The sequence below is a fragment of the Pedobacter sp. ISL-64 genome (assembly GCF_018613605.1).
GTDB lineage: Bacteria > Bacteroidota > Bacteroidia > Sphingobacteriales > Sphingobacteriaceae > Pedobacter.
On the sequence record NZ_JAGGPU010000001.1, the window covers coordinates 243,226 to 262,586 of the forward strand.

Here is a 19,361-nt window from a genome sequence, read left to right on the forward strand (position 1 = left end):
CATTATGCCAGATAAGATACTCGATCAAGAGGTTAATAGTGAGGAAGTAAATGAAATAATAACTGCTGTGCCATCATGGATTTTGCGATGGGGAATTACTATGGTATTTTCTATTCTGGGTGGTATCATTTTACTTTCATCGTTTATCAATTATCCCGATATAGTTAAAACCACCTTAAAGGTGAATTGCCTTAATGCCCCAAAGCCTGTTCAGGCAAAACAAACGGGAAAACTGACGAGATTGCTTATTTCAGAAGGTCAGGCTGTAGAGGCTGGGCAGCCGCTGGCATACTTTGAGAGTACTGCAAAAGCCGAAGATATACTGAAGTTAAACTATGAACTTAAACTGGTACAGTCAAGAATTTCAAAAAGAAACTTTGAGACAATCGTTTTGCCTGAAGGGTTGAATCTTGGCGAAATACAAGGCAGTTACCAGAATTTCTATCAGCAGTACCTCCAATATCAGGCCACAACTAAAAACGGATATTATCTTAACCGTATGGTCTTTCTTGAGAAAGATTTGAAAGATATTAAAACATTAGGTAGGCAGATACAAAAGCAGCAGCAAATACAGCAATTGGAGTATACGAACCAGGAAGAGGAATACAAGGCTTACCAGAAATTATATAAGAATAAGGTCATATCCAGAAGTGAGTTTTCACAGCAGGAAAACAAATATCTTTCGGCGAAATACCCATTGCAGCAAAGTGAGACGGCAATGCTTACTAATTTAGGGACTTATAGTGCTAAAGAGAAGGAATTGTTAGATCTGCGCCATACGATCGCTGAAGAACAGTCCAAATTTGTGCAGGCTCTAAACCAGTGCATCACAGAAAGTGATAATTGGATGATGCAGCATATTTTAACTGCTCCGGTTAAAGGACACGTAAGTTTTGCAGGTATTGTCCAGCAAAACCAGAATGTGCAGATTAATCAGGAAGTGTTTGTTGTAAATCCAGGTAATACTGATTTCTTTGGCGAGATCCAGATCCCGCAATACAATATGGGGAAAATAAAAAAGGGCGCAAAAACACTGGTGAAAATGCGTAGCTATCCCTATGAACAATATGGTATAATCAGGGGAAGACTAACCTATATTTCAGATGTTGCCTACCGCGATAGTGTATTTATTGCAAAAGTAAGCTTCGAACATTTTGAGAATAAAGATCGAGATCGTAAGATCGTCCTAAAGACGGGGATGCAGGCCGATGCAGAAATAATTACGGAAGAAAGCTCTTTACTGCAACGTTTTTTTAGAAACATAACGAAAATGTTGAACAATGGCTAGCTACCCAAACCTGTACTTGTCCACCTAAAATTTTTTTAATGCTATGGAAAAACTAATGTCGCCTCGCAAATACGCAACATTGCAACTGATCATAAGTTTATTTGTGAATTGGTGTAATTTGGGGATATCAATATTTCTTGACGTAGCTTCAACATAAGGAAGTAAATTTAGGTTTGCGTAATGAAAATAAGAACCTAAAAGATTAGAGATAATTTAGTAGTTTTTGAAAAAAGCAAGATAAAAATCCGAAGAGCACCACTTCGGATTTTTTAATTGATTAAGTTAGTTGTAGTTTACCATGAAGTACTATTTATGAAAAGGAAAAAAATAGAATATCACCAGTGGAACACTTAAATAAAATAGAAGATTATGGAAAAAGATTATAAAATACATTATTTAGTAATGCTTGAAATTCAACAATTTTTATAGCAAATTTATTTATCTCAAATTTTGTTTATTTTAGATTATGATAACATTTATCCCGAGAATGCTGGCACTCATATGTCTGATACTGTTTCTTTTTTTTTCTGGGGATGCCTGTGCCCAATTTCTGGTAAAGTCCTCAGAAAAAATTAAAAGTTTAAAAAACATCAGCTATACGGATATTGTAGAAACTAAATTCTCATTTCAAGAAGATTTTTATGCAGATACTTTAAGGTCATATATTTCATTTCAGGATCGGTTTGCAGATGGCCGATTTTTTCTGAAAGGAAGAGATATTTCTTACTCTTTTGACGGAAATAGATTGGTGATGTTAAACTTTAAGGATAGTACATATAATGTTGAAAAAGATAAGGTGCTGAACCAGGACACAAGAACTCTGGCCTATTGGGCAACAAAGATGCAAAAGTTATCTGCGAAAATGAGGGTTGATAGACGTGAATATCAGGATACAATTATCAACGGAATGCAGTTTGCTAATATTCGAATTGTTGAATCCGATACAATTGACAATAGTGAGCATTTTTACAATATCAGTAACTATATTATTGACAAAACAACAAAATTCCCAATCAAGATTATCAGTAGATTTAAGGGGCGTGGAGATGACGGTACGGTATTTGGTCTTATCGAAATCCATAACTATAGCAAATTCGTTATTAATAAAAAAAAGTTTCCCGATCTTTCTAATACTTCGATACCCAGCCATTTTAAACTACCTGTAAGCAGACAGCCCGTGGTATTTTTAGCAAATGGGACTATCGCTCCAACTTTACATGCTAGGGATCTGACAGGTTTGGAATTGGATGCTAAAAAACAAAAGGGAAAAATTTTATTAATCAACTTTAGCTTGATTGGCTGTCCACATTGTGTGGGAGCCGCCCAAATGCTAAATAGGATTAATGAAAAATACCTCGGTAAGGATTTAGTGATATTGAACATTTATCCTATTGACACACCAGAGGCTATTCTCAAATTCGATCTGAAGGAGAATGTAAAAACATCAAGTTACACCTCAGACAGATCAATACAAAAAGCCTTTCCATTTGATGGATACCCATCATTTTATTTAATTGATAAACAGGGCAGAATTGCGCAGTCATATGACGGGTTTTATAAAGAGCTTGAGGATCAGATTACCAAAATGATTGAGAGCTTATTATAATATAATCAATCTTGTAGCAGGTCAGTTCCATAGTTAAATGCGGGTAGAAAAGATTGTGGTAAATTAGTAGGCTTGCGGACAATTATATAATCTGCTTTTTTTGATTGTTTCCAAGAGATGTTGCTATGGGTCTCTCCAATTAAAATTTCTGAGGAGATATTTTTGAGAATGACCCTATTTCCATCAAGCGCAGTAATTTTATTTATTGTAATGATAAAGGACTTTTGAACCCGGATAAAATACTCCTCAGGCAATTATCCTTCAATGTCCTTCATAGTGGTCAGTGCGATGGTACGGATACCGTTGTGGTGGAAAGCAACATAATTTTTCATACGCTCGATGAAATCAATATCGATTAGGTTGATTTTAATCATCTTGCCTTTAATCTAAATGGTTAGAGATAATTTAATAGTTTGTGATAAAAGCAAGATAAAAATCCGAAGAGCACCACTTCGGATTTTTTAATTGATTAAGTTAGTTGTAGTTTACATGAAGTACTATTTATTATTTATGAAAAGGAAAAAAATACAATATCACGGTTGGAACACTTAAATAAAGAAGAACATTATGGAAAAAGATTATAAAATACATTATTTGGTAATGCTTGAAATTCAACGCTTAACAGGAACTAATCATGATTTTAGTCAAAGCTTTAGTAAATTGACGGATAACGAAATCACGGCTTTTATTGATAAAGCGACAATAAATTACCCACATCAAAAGATTGAGGCTTTAACTGATAAGTTAACAGCCGGGTTCTATTCTTATCTATTTGTTGAACTGCCTCATTAAAGTTAGATAGAAACGAGCATTAAAATTATGAAAATAGATCAAGGAATATATCTTCTCAATGACGAAGAAGGGGAGGATGGATATTTTAATGGAAAGTCAATAAAGTATCTGTTTATTGTAACTAATATGGATGATCTTTTGATTGCATTAGAGGACTGGGCACATGAAAGGTATAGTTCGTGCAAAGTTGCCGATATTAAAATAACTAGATTAGGAAACTATCAAATCAAGGTACAAGTTAAGGATTGGACTGATGACCCGGCTTATGAAATGGAATTGTATTTACTTAGAATTCCGACGGCCTCAGAATGGTCAAAATTGGGCTACCGGAACCACCAGCGTTTTTTAAAGATTGAATAAATATCAATTTCCTTTGGCTGGATATTCATAAAAAAAGATGAATTATGATTATCCATATCCCACTTCCGTGAGCTAGACAGAAAGTTAAATGCCTGTGGAGGAAAGCTGCAGAAAAAAAGCAGACACAACTTAATGCGCCTGCCAATCTAAATTAACGCTCTCATTATGTAAATAATGATCGTGGGCTCTCACCCCCACGGGACGAAACTACCATAAATAATTTATAATTTCTATTTTCTAAAAAAAATTATTGCTGTAAATGTTTGGTAATTTGAACATAATACACGTGTTATTAAAAATATTTGCGAAAATTGTGCGTGATACTTTCTTTCACTGAAATAGTTTTTACTTTCTATGGGGCACTTTAGTGAAAGCAATAAAAGAAATGATGATAATTGGTTTATATTTTACATCATAATTTACTGCGTACTTCCAACGCTTTCTAATTGCTTTTTTACTCTATAGAAGCATATTCACATTAATTCTTTTATAGGTCGGACTTATGGCACATCCTGTGGTCGTTCAATTATTTATTGTATTAATGGTTGTTATAGTAATTATTAATATAAATAAAAAAAGATAAGCCTTTACGTTCCAGTGCAGACATTTCCATTACGAATTCTTTGCCAATCTAAAATATCGCACGACACCTGCTTTGTGCTCCTGTGCGTGTGATTTAAAATAATTCATAAGCGGTTACTGAATAATGTATCTATACTATTTTACGATCCGGATCGAAATGAAAGTTTTTAACAGGACGTGATAGATGGAGGTATTTTATGATTAAATTATTTCTCACTATTGAGAAATAATTATAATAAATGATTAAGTTGCTGATTAAAAAGGCATCCATAGAGGATGTAATCATAACTTAATCCTTATAACCATGAAAACTTTTTACAAAATCGTTCACGAAAAAATCAAAGATGCTGAACAGCAAATCAGTTTGGATTCTGAAAATGCTATTGAAGAATCCAGGAAAATGACCATTTTACTAAAGGAGTTGCTCAACGACTTAAGAGACCGTGTAATATCAAGTGGATTTCGCGAGAAAGCCGATGAAATAGAATTTTTCCGGAAGATCAAGCCGGAAGTTCAAGGGAAACTACTTTATTATAATAAAGTATTCCGTATTGAGATCGGACGGCCCATAAATTTTGGTAACATCTACCAGACTTATTTTGACAGTGAATTACAGCGTTTAGAACAAAATTACAAAGAGCATATTTCCAGTTCTGAGTTCTATCGGTATTACCAGTCAGGAAGTAGGGAAAAGGATGATACCTATTTTATTCGTGGAAACATAGATTTCAACCTGGGGCTGCAAAGTCATTTTTTTGAATCCGATCCACTTTTTTCCACTTATTATGATTACAAAGTTTCACGGATCATCGAAAGTGATCTCCTTTATCAGTACCTATTGATGCGAACGACAAATGATCTGGAGTTTAACAGGATCTCAGTTTCGGATTTTGGTGATCAAATGGTCCACTGGACGGCTTCTAAGAATGCCCTTATTGAGCTGATCTATGCACTACATGCTACGGAATGCATCGGAAATGGTAATATAGGTATTCGAAAAGTCGCGCTTGCCTTTCAAAACCTTTTTAATATCCAGCTGGGTGATTTTCATCATGCTTTCCATAAGATGAAATACCGTGCAGGAAACCGTGGCCTTTTCCTGGAACGTCTGAAATCTTCTTTAGAACAATATATGGATAAAGAATTTATGTAATTTTTTTAAATCCATCCAAGACTCAATAGTAAAGGCAGTGGTGCCTGGTAACTAAATATTGAAACTGCCTTTATTATCTGCTCTTCTAACCATTCAAGGTTTGCTCCCATTTGCCCATATCTATCCCATTGGTAAAAATCATTTTTCAAGACCTTTTTTTTTCACTCAATTTCAGTTAACAAGCTATTAGCTTGCTTTTCTTCTAATACTGCATGTCGTTTTATTATAATCTTATGCCATAACATGCCTCCATTTGCCCATTTTTTTTTGTAAAAAACTTGCCCACAAAAGAAATTCCGTCTTATCAATTTTGTGATGCATTACCACAATACCAACGGTAATCTGGTAGTGGATTAATAAACCCTAACATCATAACATCATGGAAATAGACAAAATGGAATTTAGCTTTTGGATGAAAAGAATCATGGAACGCTTTGATATCCTTTCCGATCAACTGAATTTGAACCTTACAGGGCGCATGGTGCTAGAAGATGAGGAACTTTTGGATAATCAGGATGTACTACGTACTCTTAAAATAAGCACCCGCACTTTACAGCGTTATCGATCTTCCGGAAGGTTAAAATACTTCACCATCAGCGGGAAATTGTATTACAAATTATCTGATGTCAGAAATTTTATCCTCAACAGTTCTAATAATACGAGCTCAAAATAAAGCCAATAAATGACAAATAATGGCTAAGGGAAGCCAAGTCTATTCAGCTAAGAGATATACCATTTACTTTGGTAATCAAATCTTAAATCGTGAGTTATGAGTGAGTTAGAAAACCCAACAGAACAAAATCTTAAAGAAGAAACAGCTAGTCAGCTATCTCCTGACCAGCTATCGGATATTTTACTGGTTTTGAATAAGGAAAAAATGAGAATTGAAGCTGTTAAGGGCATTGGGAAAAATGGGGAACTGGAAACTGTTCCTGCTGATGAGAAAAATCAAAACCAGTTCATGAGAGTGGATAAACACGGTGATTTTTTTTCGAATTTCTTTTCCAATTTTTTCAGCCAGATAAAAAATCCCACCAACTTTTCATTCTTTAAAGTACCAGCGAAATCGGCTATTAAAACAGCTGATGAACTGCAAAAGTCAATTGACGCTCCATCGGATGGGACAAATAAAATCCTTTCCAAATATGAAGTGACTGCTGAAAAACAGCATAAAGATAAATCTCAAAATCAAAACAATATGGAAAAGCCAGAAGCAACGCAACAAACAAACTTGCCGGGAACAAATCATAATGCTCCTGAAACAAACGAAAACCGCTACAAAGTCGAAGAAATTGATTGGAATACGATGTCCAAACTAGGGCTTCATCAGGAGAAATTAGAGAAAATGAATGTTCTCGACGATTTATTGAAAGGTTTCAAAACAGATAAACTTATTCCTGTAAGTCTTAATCTGGGAACGGTAATAACACGAATGGATGCCAGACTGTCCTTGCAAAAAAATCCTGAAGGAGAAGTAACAGTGGCCATTCATGGTATTCGCAAAAAACCCAATTTGGACTTTAAATTCTTTGGACATGAGTTTAGTAAAGAGGACAAGCAAAATTTATTGTCAACAGGCAATATGGGTCGGGTTGTCGAGCTTGAAAATCTTAAAAATGTAGGTGAGAAAATTCCATCCATTATCAGTATTGATAAACTGACTAATGAAATCGTCGCGTTAAGAACTGACAGAATTAAAATTCCAGATGTTCTCAAAGGTGTGGTGCTGAATGCTGATCAAAAGCAGACTTTAATGGATGGGAAACCTCTTTATCTCGAAGGAATGACTTCAAATAAAGGGGAACCCTTTGATGGTCGTGTTCAGTTTAATGCTGAAAAACGTTATGTGGAATTTTTATTTAATAATACGATTACCAACAAACTGCAGCCTAATCAGGTTCAGGAAGTCCCAAAAGTTTTCAGAGATAAAGAGCTTACAGATAAACAATATGAAGATTTGAAAGCAGGAAAAAGCGTAAAGATCGAGGGTTTAATTGACAAAAAGGGTAAGGGATATCAAGGTTACATTACCCTTGATAAAGAAACGCAAGATACTAAGTTCACTTTTGAGAACCCGAACGAGCTAAAAGCAAAAGCTCAACCAGCGGAAGAAAACAAAACCCAGGTCGCAGTTAATTCAGAAGGAAAAACCAACGAATCAACTAAAGGTATTAAAGAGCCTTTAAAATCAGGACAGAGCGAACCGGATAACCAAAAACAGAAAGAGACACAGCAGGTTGAAAATAAGAGACCTCTTCGCAGCAAAGGTCCCAAAGTGTAATTCAAAAGCATCAAATTAAAAATAAATTAAGATGAAATTAGTTATAGCGGAAAAGCCGAGCGTTGCCCGCGAAATTGCCGGATTGCTAAGGGCTTTAGATAAAAATGAGGGTTATCTTTCGGGTGAGGGTTATTGTGTGACATGGGCTTTCGGGCACCTCATCACGCTTGCTATGCCCGAAGATTATGGAATAGCAGGCTTCAATAAAGAATCTTTACCGATTTTACCTGATCCATTTCTATTGACCATCCGGAAAATCAAAAAGGAAAAGTCTTATGTTATTGATCCGGGAGCAGCTAAACAGGTAAAAATCATTGAAAGAAAATTAAAAGAATGTGAAAGCATTATTGTTGCTACAGATGCAGGACGTGAAGGAGAGCTGATCTTCAGGTACATTTATGAATATTTAAAGTGTGATAAACCCTTTGAGCGTTTGTGGATTAGTTCCCTAACGGAAAAGGCTATTAAACTGGGTTTTATGAACCTTAAACCTGGGAATGATTTTGATAATTTATATTTCGCTGCACAAAGCAGGAGTAAGGCTGATTGGCTTGTAGGCATCAATGCGTCCCAGGCACTGAGTATTTCTGCAGGCTATGGCATTTATTCATTAGGGAGGGTTCAGACACCTACCTTAGCCTTAATCTGTAAGCGATTTTATGATCACAAAAATTTTTCTGTTCAGAAATACTGGCAGATTCAGCTGCACCATACGAAGGACTCGGTAGACTTTACCAGCATTTCTAAAACCAAGTGGGATAATCAGAAGAAAGGTGAAGATGCATTAAAATTGATTCTCAGAAGTGGAACGGGAGTAGTCACCAATGCTGAAACTAAAAAAGTTTCAGAGCAGGCTCCCTTGTTGTTTGATTTAACGGGTTTACAAAAAGAATGCAATAAAAAACTCAATCTTTCTGCCGAAGAAACGCTGAATATTGCTCAAAGCCTGTACGAAAAGCAATTTATCACCTATCCCAGGACTGGGAGCTGTTATATTCCTGAAGACGTATGGCCTGAAATCCCGCACTTGATCAAGGCATTAAATGATCGCAAGTCCTTGTTAGAGTCGGTGTCAAAAGTAAAGTTGGGACATTTAAGTAAAAGAATTGTCAATGATTTAAAAGTGACAGACCATCATGGTTTACTGATCACAGAGAAAGTTCCTTCAGCTTTACCCGGTGTTGCATCCGCTGTTTATGATATGATTGCATATCGCATGTTAGAATCGGTATCTCCACCTTGTCAAAAGGAAATTGTGACCATTAGCATAGAAGCTCTCCATTATGAGTTTTCTTCAAGAGGAACGCAGATCATTGAACCAGGCTGGCGCATTGTTAGAGGCGATTTTAGTGAAGACAATGAAGATTTAATTGAGCCTCTTCCAGTGGTTAAATCAGGTGACAGATTAAAGATCGTAGAAGCAAATGTAGTAGAGAAAGAAACCAAAGCTCCTGCCTTATATACTGAAGCCAGTTTACTGGCTGCCATGGAAACCTGTGGAAAAGAAATTGAAAATACTGATGAGCGAAAGGCACTTCAAAATATTGGTTTAGGTACGCCTGCTACACGAGCTGCAGTCATTGGGGTTTTATTTAATCGTGATTATATCAGACGCGAAAAAAAATCACTTCTTCCAACAGAAAAGGGATTAAAGGTTTATGAGTTAGTAAAGGAAAAGAAAATTGCAGATGTAACCATGACAGGGGAATGGGAATGCGCTTTACAAAAGATCGAAAATGGAGAAACCAGTTCCGACGATTTTCAAAGGGAGATTGAACAGTATACCAAATCAATTACAGAAGATTTATTATCGGTGCCTTTAAATAACGAAAAACTGCCTGATTTACTGTGCCCCAAATGCAAGGTCAGGCATCTAATTATTCGGGATAAGGTCGTTAAATGTCCTGATGCGGCCTGCAGCTGGATATTATTTCGTGGTATTTGCGGGGTACAATTAAGTCTAAAAGAAGTTGAGAATCTTATCAGCAAAAGGAATACTAGCTTAATTAAAGGAATGACCAGTAAGGCGGGCAAGAAATTCGATGCCAGGATCACACTAAATGATCAGGCGGAAACAGCTTTTGAATTTGATAATAATAAATTCCGCAAAAAATAATTCGAAATGCTAAGCAAACCTTGGGTGCCTTTTACATCAGGAAAGAAATGAAGAACTTAAACAATCCCTGTCCTAAAACAGGGATTATTTTTACTTTTTAGCTTCTTCCACAGAAACCTTTCTGAAGTCTTTGAATAGTTTACTCAGCTCCAAAGCCGATTTACGTGCTCTTGTTCCTGCTGCTTTATTACCTTTTTCTACCTGTAATCCAGCATCCGTTTTGAAAATTTCAAACTCTGCATTAATTTTTTCAACCAGTTCTTTCATTGTATAATTTTTCTAGATATAAGATGCTAATGTATGAATTACTGATTAATGAAGTCAATAGTAACAGTAAAAAATCTAGAGCGATTCCAGAGTAACGAGCAGACAAGACGCTTTTACAAAAAAAAATCACAAAATAAAAATAGAACATTTTATGAAAACAACTCAAAAAGACCTTTCGTATTTCGAAATACGATTACAGGAACATATCAATAACAGTTTCCCAGAATTATGGGGAGACCATAAGTTTATTTCGCGCCGATCTGACTTAGCTGCCAACGCTTATGAAGGCGCTTTCCTTAGTGGGAATTCGATTGAGCAGTGTGATGAAATTGCTGACTTCATTTTATTTGAAGATCTACATTTTTCAAAGTTCGATACCGTATTTGAGGTGGTCTGCCGAGAGTTTGATACCCTTATGGCCGATGAGGCGCTCCGGTCATTTGCCTTGCAGATGTTCCCAGTTTGCAGGCCTGTTTTTAAAGCTTATGAGCTAACTGATGATTTCGCGTATACCATTGAATATAATGCGCTCTATACGGAATTAACGGGTAGCATTCAAATCTGGATTGAGGAGCATGGGCTTCAATAAAAAGAAGCACCTCCGCCAAAATATTGAGGCTTTGAAGGTGGTCTTTCAATTAGAACAGAAGAAACGACAGGCGACTGAAAGTGAGAGAGAAATTCTATTACGATACAGTGGATTTGGCGGGCTCAAATTTATCCTTAATCCGTTTGAACATGAGATTGACATCAATCATTGGAGAAAAACCGAACACGATCTTTTTCCTATAACGCAGCAGCTCCATCAGGTTTTAAAGAGTAATGCCAGCGATGAAAAGCAGTATCGCCGTTATGTCGAGAGTATGCGGAGTTCTATATTATCTGCATTTTATACGCCACCAATAATCATTGATGCTATTGCTCAAAGTTTAGATAACAGTGGGATAGCTATCCAAAAATTTCTGGAACCCTCGGCTGGTATCGGGTCTTTTTTGCAATCTTTTGCCCATCACGGTTTACCGCAGGTTACTGCTTACGAAAAAGATCTCTTAACCGGAAAAGTTCTACAACAACTTTATCCAGATTACAATATTGAGAACACCGGTTTTGAGGAGATAGAGGAGTCTGAGAAAAGGAGTTTTGATGTAGTGGCCAGTAATATTCCATTTGGAGATATTTCTGTTTTTGATCTTTCCTATTCAAGAGGAAAAGATGATGCAAGAATACTGGCGGCCCGAAGTATTCATAATTATTTTTTCCTAAAGGGATCGGATATGCTACGTGAGGGCGGACTTCTGGCTTTTATTACTTCGCAGGGGGTACTCAACAGTCCTAAAAATGAGACGATACGTAGGGCATTAATGAAAGATAATAATCTGGTATCGGTTATCCGGCTTCCTAACAACCTGTTCACGGATTATGCCGGAACTGAAGTCGGCAGTGATTTAATCGTTCTTCAAAAAAACAGTATCAAGCAAGGTATTACAGTGGCCGAAGAATTATTTTGCCAAAGCTGCTTGACGGAATTTAATACACCGGGCAATGCTTTTTTTCAGGATAATAGCCGCATCATACACACCTCGCAGGTGGTCGGTACTGATCCTTATGGACAATCCGCCTTGATTTATTTACATGAGAATGGTGCAGAAGGAATTTCCAGCGACCTGCAAAAAATGCTTAGGGAGGATTTTGCAAAATTTTTAGATATACAGTTATATAAAAGCGAAAGAAGTAATGAGCCCCTTATAGATCCCAATATTACACCCAAAGTCTTGCCTTCTGTAATACAAAATCCAATTTTAGAACTAAAAGTTGCAGAAATTCAAACAACTTCTCCTACAGGTCAGGAAGTACAATTAAGTCTATTTGATCTTTTTGAACCAAGCATACAGGCACCCCTGCAAACAAGCAAGAAAATAAATAAAAAACAAAATAAAAAGCGAGCCGCTCCCGTTCATGGAGACTTATTTGGTGATGTAGCTGTTCAGACCAGCATTGAACCCGATTACATTCCAGTCTTTAAAGGTAAAGAGAATGTAATTGGTGATCTGTTTAATCAGGGAGTCAATGATGATGCAAACACCCTTACGCCACTGGTTCCTTCCCCATACAACGGCGAGCTCGAAAGTTTTTACAGGAATGACTGTCTGGTGAGTGATCGTGGTTTGGTGGGTTATCTGAAAGATTTTAAATCCAATAAAAATACGGCGGTATTTCATCCTTTGTCACTACCTTCCTTGCAAAAATCCCGGGCTGAAGCCTATATTTTGCTGAGAGATACCTATATCAATCTATACGAAAAAGAAGCCCAAAATCATGTTGAATTCGGTGCTGAGCGGAAAGCGCTTAATCAGCACTATGATGCTTTTGTTAAAAAATTCGGGTCTATCAATTCGGCTGAAAATATAAAGCTGATTAAAACAGACAGTGCGGGAAAAGAGATTCCCTATCTCGAACAAGTAGTAGGCGGAGTAATCCATAAAGCTGATATTTTCCATCATCCGGTTAGTTTTTCGACCACAGCACTGGCAACGGATAATGCGGACGAGGCGCTGGCTGCATCACTGAACCGGTATGGTAAAGTGAATCTTGGCTATATGTCTCAGATCAGTGGTCTGGGCAATGAAGAGCTTAAAACAATGCTACAGGGAAGAATATTATTTAACCCAATAGAAAATGACTTTGAAATTTCGGAGCGCTTTATTTCGGGTAACGTCGTTGAAAAGATAAAGGACATTGAGCAATATTTACTGTCGAATCCTGATGACAAAGAGGCAAAACGAAGTCTCGAAGCACTGGAGGCCGCAGTTCCAAGACGCATTGAGTTTGAAGAACTGGATTTCAATTTAGGAGAACGCTGGATACCGACAGATATTTACAAACGGTTTGCTTCTCATCTTTTCGATACTGATGTACGGATTTATTATAGTGAAAACACTGATGATTTCTCAATTAACTGCGATAAAAAGAATATCCTGATTACTGAAAAACATGCTATAAAATCTGAAAGCCGGACTTATGACGGTATTTCCCTGCTCAAACATGCATTGGTCAATACGACCCCGGATATTACCAAAACCATTCACGTTGGCGATCAGGAAATGAAAGTTCGCGATATGGAAGCCATACAAATGGCGAATACTAAAATTGACGAAATCCGAAAAGCTTTCACGGATTGGTTGTATGATCAAAACGAAGATTTTAGAACAGCCCTTACTGATAAGTACAATGATACCTTTAATTGTTTCGTTCGCCCGCAGTATGATGGCAGCCATCAGGATTTTCCGGGTCTTGACCGCAGGGCATTGGGCATCGAAGATCTTTATGGTAGTCAAAAAGATGCGGTATGGATGATTAAGCTCAATGGAGGCGCGATCTGTGACCATGAAGTAGGAGCAGGCAAGACGCTCATTATGTGCTGTGCTGCTCAGGAAATGAAACGGCTGGGAATGGCGCATAAGCCCATGATTCTGGGACTGAAGGCCAATGTTCACGAGATTGCTGAAACCTACAGGAAAGCCTATCCCTACGCTAAAATTTTATATCCGGGTAAAGAGGATTTTACCCCTCAGAAACGCCAGCGGATTTTTGGGGATATCAAGAACAATGATTGGGACTGTGTGATTCTCACCCATGACCAGTTTGGTATGATTCCTCAGTCGCCGGAAATGCAAAAGGAAATTCTGGAAGCAGAACTGCAAAGTGTTGAAGAAAACTTAAGTGCTTTAGAGTCGCAGGGTAAAGAAATTTCAAGAGCGATGCTTAAAGGGGTTATTGTGCGAAAGAAGAATCTGGAAGTTAAACTTAAAACGCTTGAACACGATATTGAGAACCGAAAGGATGATGTGGTTGACTTTAAAATGATGGGTATCGATCATCTGCTTGTGGATGAGAGCCACAAGTTTAAAAACCTGATGTTTAATACCAGGCATGAAAGGGTATCGGGCTTAGGAAATATGCAGGGAAGTCAAAAAGCAATGAACCTTTTGTTTGCCCTGCGAACGATTCAGGAGCGGACGGGAAAAGATCTTGGGGCCACTTTTCTTTCCGGAACCACGATTAGTAATTCGCTAACAGAACTTTATCTGTTATTTAAATATTTACGGCCAAAGGCGATGGAAAAACAGGGCATTACTTGTTTTGATGCATGGGCGGCCATTTATGCAAGAAAAACATCGGATTATGAGTTTTCTGTAGCCAATAATATTGTACAGAAAGAGCGGTTCCGCTACTTTATCAAAGTGCCGGAACTTGCGCAGTTTTATTCGGAGATCACCGATTACCGAACGGCAAAGGATATTGGGATTGACCGCCCTGAAAAAAACGAAATTTTCTATAACATTCCGCCGACACCTGATCAGGAAATCTTCATTAAAAAGCTGATGCAGTTTGCTAAAACGGGAGATGCTACGATTCTTGGCCGGGAGCCGTTATCAAAATCGGAAGAAAAGGCCAAAATGCTGATCGCCACCGACTATGCACGGAAGATGTCTCTGGATATGAGGTTAATCAGTTCAATATACCAGGATCATCCTGATAACAAAGCTTCTCATTGTGCCTCCAATATTGCAAAGTATTACAAAAAGTATAATGCTCAGAAAGGTACGCAGTTCGTGTTTTCAGATTTAGGTACCTACAAACCGGGTGAATGGAATATTTATTCTGAGATCAGAAGAAAGCTTGTTAATGAATATGATATTCCTGCTCATGAGATTCGCTTTATTCAGGAGGCGAAGAATGACAAAATGCGAAAGGAATTTATCGCGGCTATGAATGAAGGGCGCATCAGGGTGATGATCGGGTCTACTGAAATGCTAGGTACCGCAGTAAACGGGCAGGAGCGTGCTGTAGCCGTCCATGATCTCGACACCCCCTGGCGGCCGAGCGATCTTGAACAACGTCATGGCAGGGCGGTGAGAAAAGGTAACAGGGTTGCTAAACACTTTGCTGGTAATATCGTGGACATTCTTATCTATGCTGTTGAAAAATCTCTGGACAGTTATAAGTTTAATCTGTTATTTAACAAGCAACTTTTTATAGACCAGCTCAAAAACAATAATTTGGGAAAACGGACTATAGACGAAGGAGGTATGGATGAAAAGTCGGGAATGAATTATTCTGAATATGTAGCCATACTTTCTGGCAATACTGATTTATTGGATAAAGCTAAGCTAGAGAAAAAAATAGGAGGGCTTGAAAGTGAGCGGCAGGCTTTTATCCGGTCGAAATTTAACTCAAAATATAAATTGAATGAGAACAACACGACTTTGGCAGAATCAAGGTCCAGACTGGAAAGGTTTAGCCTTGATTGGGATAATTTGCAAAAGAGGATACAAAGGGATAAGGAGGGTATAATTGTAAATCCTGTTCAACTAGTTGGTCTGGCATCGAGTACGGATGTTAAAGAGATTGGTGCTAAACTTAAGTTTATCTCCGAAAAAGCCAGAACAGAAGGGCAATATGAGGAAATTGGTACGTTGTATGGCTTTTCCTTACTGGTTAAAACCGAGGCTTCAGAAAAGGAAGGCATTACTATTAAGCAGAACCGTTTCTTTGTGATGGGAGAGAGTAACCTGAAATACTCTTACAATAATGGACAGATGGCGGGCGATTCAAAACTGGCAGCATTGAATTTTCTAAACGCACTAGATAAAATACCGGGTCTGATGGAGCAGGAAAAGACTAAAATTTCGGGATTGGAAAAAGATCTCACCGTCCTGGAAGATATCGTTAATTCCAATTGGAATAAAGAAGTTCAGCTTGGTAATTTAAAGACTGAACTTGCCGCGATAGACCGTAAGATTTTGTTATCTATCGTATCTGAAAAGGAAAAAGAGCAGCAACAAAACCAGGTGCCTGCATCATCTGAAGAAGCTCTCAGCACACAAACAGGTGGCACCCTGGCAGTCCGGGTTAAGTTTTAATCAGATGGAACCGCAAATTAAGCAATAAGTAACTATTGATTAATCGATGAAAAAAGTAGAAATTGCAGTATTAAGCCTAACAAAATGACCAGAAAGATTACAAGCGGCCCAATCAGGGATAAGGAAAGAACTAAAAATAAACTTTTGAATGCGGTAGGAGCGATCCTGAAGAAAGATGGTTTTACAGGTTTAAATGTCAGCAGGATAGCTGCAAAAGCAAATCTTAACCGCAAGCTTATTTACGAGTATTTCGGGAGTATGGAGGGTTTGGTAAAAGAATATCTTAACAGCCGTGATTATTATACTGTTAACATCGAGCAGACAGAGGAGTTTGTGGAAAAAAGCAGAAGTGATCACGGAAAAGAGATGTTATGTGATTTATTGGAGAACCAGCTTAATACCCTTGTGGTCAATGAGGAATTGCGCAGCATCATAAGCTGGGGAATAAGTGAAAGTTCAACCTCTCTGAAAGAACTAAACGAGAAGCGTGAATTTTTAGGTGAGCAGTTTTTTGCCGGGATTACCGACGAGTATTTTAAAAATAAAGATAAAAATATCAGACCTGTTACAGCTCTTCTTATTGGGGGGATTTATTATATGGCTTTAATTGCCCATACCAACGATGGTCTTCTTTGCGGAATTGATATCAGAAAAATAGAAGCACAGGAGGAAATAAAGAAGACCTTAAGACAAATTATTGATTGGGCATACTTGTAGTGGATTTTCTTTATGAGGTTATTTTATACTATCATGTAAGGCGTTTCTCACTTACCTGATGGTCTATAAACAAGAAAATGAAACCTAAGAAAACGAAATATTAGATGGTGACTACCTTGTAATGGTCACCATCATATTTAATAAAATATTACTATATCCAGAACATTCTTTGCTAAAAATCTTGCTTTGTTTTTGGATAAAACTATCATTCCTAATTTATTTATTCGCCGTTGGAAGATTACAGGAGATTTGCTTACTGCAAGAGATGTTGCAGGTCGGGATCATTTTTTATCCTTTCCATTTCATCGGTAATGATCTCCACGATATCCAGTTTGATCTGCTTGTAATTAGCCTCAATTGTGTCTTTCATGGTATCTTCTCCCTGCTCGTTTTTGAAGGATAGGATCTGGGGAATTTTTTTGTAGTTTTTTGTATCCTGCGCCACTTTTTCATTATCTACCACAATTTCCGCATGAAAGATTTTCTGCTCAATCCGTTCGTCGAAATTATCTGATACAGCGCCCACAAATATACCTTGAGTCAGTGTTGAAATCTTGGAGGCCGGTATCAAACTATCGAGCTGTGTTGAGATCGAGGTGGATTTATCGTTTCGATTGATACTCAGACTTTGACGTTTTTGAAGTACTTTTCCGAAGCGTTCAGATAAGCTTTTAGCAGTTTCGCCAACTACCTGACCGCTGAAAATATTTCCAACCGTATTCTGTATTACTTTGGCTTCTTTATCGCCATAATCACGTATTAACTGCGAAAAATCTTGAAACCCCAATGTAATTGCAACTTTATTGCTTCTGGCTGTTGCGATGAGTTGGTCCAGGCCCCTAAAATAAATTGTGGGTAGCTCATCAATAATGACTGAGCTTTTCAGCTGCCCTTTCTTGTTAATTAATTTTACAATTCTGGAATTGTATAAGCCCAATGCAGCGGAATAGATATTCTGACGATCGGGGTTGTTTCCGACACAAAGGATCTTTGGCTCTTTGGGATTGTTGATATCTAACGAAAAATCATCTCCTGTCATTACCCAGTATAACTGCGGTGAGATCATTCTCGATAATGGAATTTTTGCTGAAGCAATCTGTCCCTGTAATTGATCCTGTGCCCCTCCCTGCCATGCATCCATAAAAGGTGATAGGTAATTTTCCAGGTCAGGATAGGAAGTAAGAATTGTAAATACATCTGAGTATTTTTTGTTCAACAATTCAATGGCGTGGGGGAAAGTGCAGTACCTGCCATTATCATAGATTTTAAGAAACCAGATAATAGCTGCCAAAAGAATTATTGGAGACTCGACAAAGAAATCACCTTGTTTCTGGATCCAGCTTCTGTTAAGATTAAGCATGATGGTATATGCTGATTCATAGGCATCAGAAATATCAGTCATAAAGGAAGGATTAATAGGATTGCAGCGGTGGCTTCTGCTTGGATCATCGAAATTGATCACATAAAATTTTGGCTTTACCTCATATTTATCTGCGTGCTTTAAAAGATGGTTGTAAGCAATGGTGGAAAGATCGTCGAACTTGAAATCGTAGATATACATGGAAAATCCCTTTTCGATGTGTTGCTTAATATAGTTGTTGACTATAGCATATGATTTTCCAGAGCCAGGGGTTCCCAGTACAATTGTGGCCCTAAAAACATTCACTACGTTAACCCAGCCATCGTTCCATTTCTTATTGTAGTAGAATTTGGTGGGCAGGTTGACAGAGTATTCATTTTCCATCAACTTGGTTTCCTGCATGAAGCTTTCGTTTTCTGTATTAAAGACATCATCCATGAGATTATCTTTCAGCAGGCGGCTCATCCAGACCCCAGCCATGAGCAGCGAGATATATCCTGCCATGAGCGTTAGGGCATAAAAGAAAGCTGCAGCCTGAGCTGTAAGTTTGAGTAGTGGGGTATTAAGAAAAAAAAGAATAAAACCTACCACTAGCGCAGTATGGATTTTTTTCCAGGTGATCTTTTCATTTTTTGCCCCTTTGGTTCCCAGGCAACTCAAGGCGAGCAGCAAGATTGAAAAAGTCTTGGTATAGAGTGGGTGCGAAAATAATCCTGCTGTTTTCTGAAAGTTTCCCAGGATTTTATTGATCAGGTCAAGGTTCCAGTGCTGTTGAAGGAAAAATCCATAGCAATACCAATAAAGGTGTATGAGTAATATAAGTATGCTTACTGCCCGCATAAATCCCATGATTTTAGCCAGACCTCTTAAATCGTCTTCTCCCTGCATTTTGTTATTTTAATGTTAGGAGGTTCA

General features: G+C 37.7%; 14 protein-coding genes. 11 read left to right on the forward strand and 3 right to left on the reverse strand.

Annotated features, from left to right (window positions below):
• Nucleotides 1-4: 4 nt before the first annotated feature.
• Nucleotides 5-1,288: an HlyD family efflux transporter periplasmic adaptor subunit gene (locus J7E57_RS01085; RefSeq protein ID WP_215129758.1), complete on the forward strand. Its 1,284-nt coding sequence runs from the start codon at nucleotides 5-7 to the stop codon at nucleotides 1,286-1,288.
• A gap of 466 nt (nucleotides 1,289-1,754) precedes the next feature.
• On the forward strand, nucleotides 1,755-2,894 hold the full coding sequence (locus J7E57_RS01090; RefSeq protein WP_215129760.1) for a TlpA family protein disulfide reductase: 1,140 nt from the start codon (nucleotides 1,755-1,757) through the stop codon (nucleotides 2,892-2,894).
• Nucleotides 2,895-2,899: 5 nt separating this feature from the next.
• Here J7E57_RS01090 and J7E57_RS27395 read toward each other — a convergent pair whose 3' ends face one another.
• Complete coding sequence (locus J7E57_RS27395; protein WP_410522673.1) at nucleotides 2,900-3,148, reverse strand: LytTR family transcriptional regulator DNA-binding domain-containing protein; 249 nt, start codon at nucleotides 3,146-3,148, stop codon at nucleotides 2,900-2,902.
• 313 nt (nucleotides 3,149-3,461) lie between these two features.
• Between J7E57_RS27395 and J7E57_RS01095 the strand changes: the two genes are divergently transcribed.
• The 6 genes from J7E57_RS01095 to J7E57_RS01120 all read left to right on the forward strand — a co-directional run bounded on the left by J7E57_RS01095 (nucleotide 3,462) and on the right by J7E57_RS01120 (nucleotide 10,178).
• On the forward strand, nucleotides 3,462-3,686 hold the full coding sequence (locus tag J7E57_RS01095) for a hypothetical protein (RefSeq protein WP_215129762.1): 225 nt from the start codon (nucleotides 3,462-3,464) through the stop codon (nucleotides 3,684-3,686).
• A 27-nt stretch (nucleotides 3,687-3,713) separates the two neighbouring features.
• Nucleotides 3,714-4,046 (forward strand): hypothetical protein, encoded by a 333-nt coding sequence (locus tag J7E57_RS01100; RefSeq protein ID WP_215129764.1) that lies wholly within the window; start codon nucleotides 3,714-3,716, stop codon nucleotides 4,044-4,046.
• Nucleotides 4,047-4,932: 886 nt separating this feature from the next.
• On the forward strand, nucleotides 4,933-5,781 hold the full coding sequence (locus J7E57_RS01105; RefSeq protein WP_215129766.1) for an RteC domain-containing protein: 849 nt from the start codon (nucleotides 4,933-4,935) through the stop codon (nucleotides 5,779-5,781).
• Between the two features lie 379 nt (nucleotides 5,782-6,160).
• Nucleotides 6,161-6,454 carry a helix-turn-helix domain-containing protein gene (locus J7E57_RS01110; RefSeq protein ID WP_215129768.1) on the forward strand — a complete coding sequence of 98 codons (294 nt, stop codon included), beginning with the start codon at nucleotides 6,161-6,163 and terminating at the stop codon, nucleotides 6,452-6,454.
• A gap of 96 nt (nucleotides 6,455-6,550) precedes the next feature.
• The gene (locus J7E57_RS01115; protein ID WP_215129770.1) at nucleotides 6,551-8,062 is read left to right on the forward strand and encodes a DUF3945 domain-containing protein; all 1,512 of its coding nucleotides are present in this window, start codon (nucleotides 6,551-6,553) and stop codon (nucleotides 8,060-8,062) included.
• Nucleotides 8,063-8,093: 31 nt separating this feature from the next.
• A complete protein-coding gene (locus J7E57_RS01120) occupies nucleotides 8,094-10,178 on the forward strand; it encodes a type IA DNA topoisomerase (protein ID WP_215129772.1) in 2,085 nt (694 codons plus the stop codon).
• Between the two features lie 90 nt (nucleotides 10,179-10,268).
• Here J7E57_RS01120 and J7E57_RS01125 read toward each other — a convergent pair whose 3' ends face one another.
• Nucleotides 10,269-10,445, reverse strand: coding sequence for a histone H1 (locus J7E57_RS01125; protein ID WP_215129774.1), 177 nt, complete (start codon nucleotides 10,443-10,445; stop codon nucleotides 10,269-10,271).
• Nucleotides 10,446-10,596: 151 nt separating this feature from the next.
• Between J7E57_RS01125 and J7E57_RS01130 the strand changes: the two genes are divergently transcribed.
• From J7E57_RS01130 to J7E57_RS01140, 3 genes are all read left to right on the forward strand, one after another.
• On the forward strand, nucleotides 10,597-11,034 hold the full coding sequence (locus J7E57_RS01130; protein ID WP_215129776.1) for a DUF1896 domain-containing protein: 438 nt from the start codon (nucleotides 10,597-10,599) through the stop codon (nucleotides 11,032-11,034).
• Nucleotides 11,021-16,369 carry an N-6 DNA methylase gene (locus J7E57_RS01135; protein WP_215129778.1) on the forward strand — a complete coding sequence of 1,783 codons (5,349 nt, stop codon included), beginning with the start codon at nucleotides 11,021-11,023 and terminating at the stop codon, nucleotides 16,367-16,369. Before J7E57_RS01130 ends, J7E57_RS01135 begins: the two co-directional genes overlap by 14 nt.
• Before the next feature lie 84 nt (nucleotides 16,370-16,453).
• Complete coding sequence (locus J7E57_RS01140) at nucleotides 16,454-17,086, forward strand: TetR/AcrR family transcriptional regulator (RefSeq protein ID WP_215129780.1); 633 nt, start codon at nucleotides 16,454-16,456, stop codon at nucleotides 17,084-17,086.
• Between the two features lie 253 nt (nucleotides 17,087-17,339).
• Here J7E57_RS01140 and mobC read toward each other — a convergent pair whose 3' ends face one another.
• Nucleotides 17,340-19,334: a conjugal transfer protein MobC gene (gene mobC, locus J7E57_RS01145; RefSeq protein WP_215129782.1), complete on the reverse strand. Its 1,995-nt coding sequence runs from the start codon at nucleotides 19,332-19,334 to the stop codon at nucleotides 17,340-17,342.
• Nucleotides 19,335-19,361: the final 27 nt, after the last annotated feature.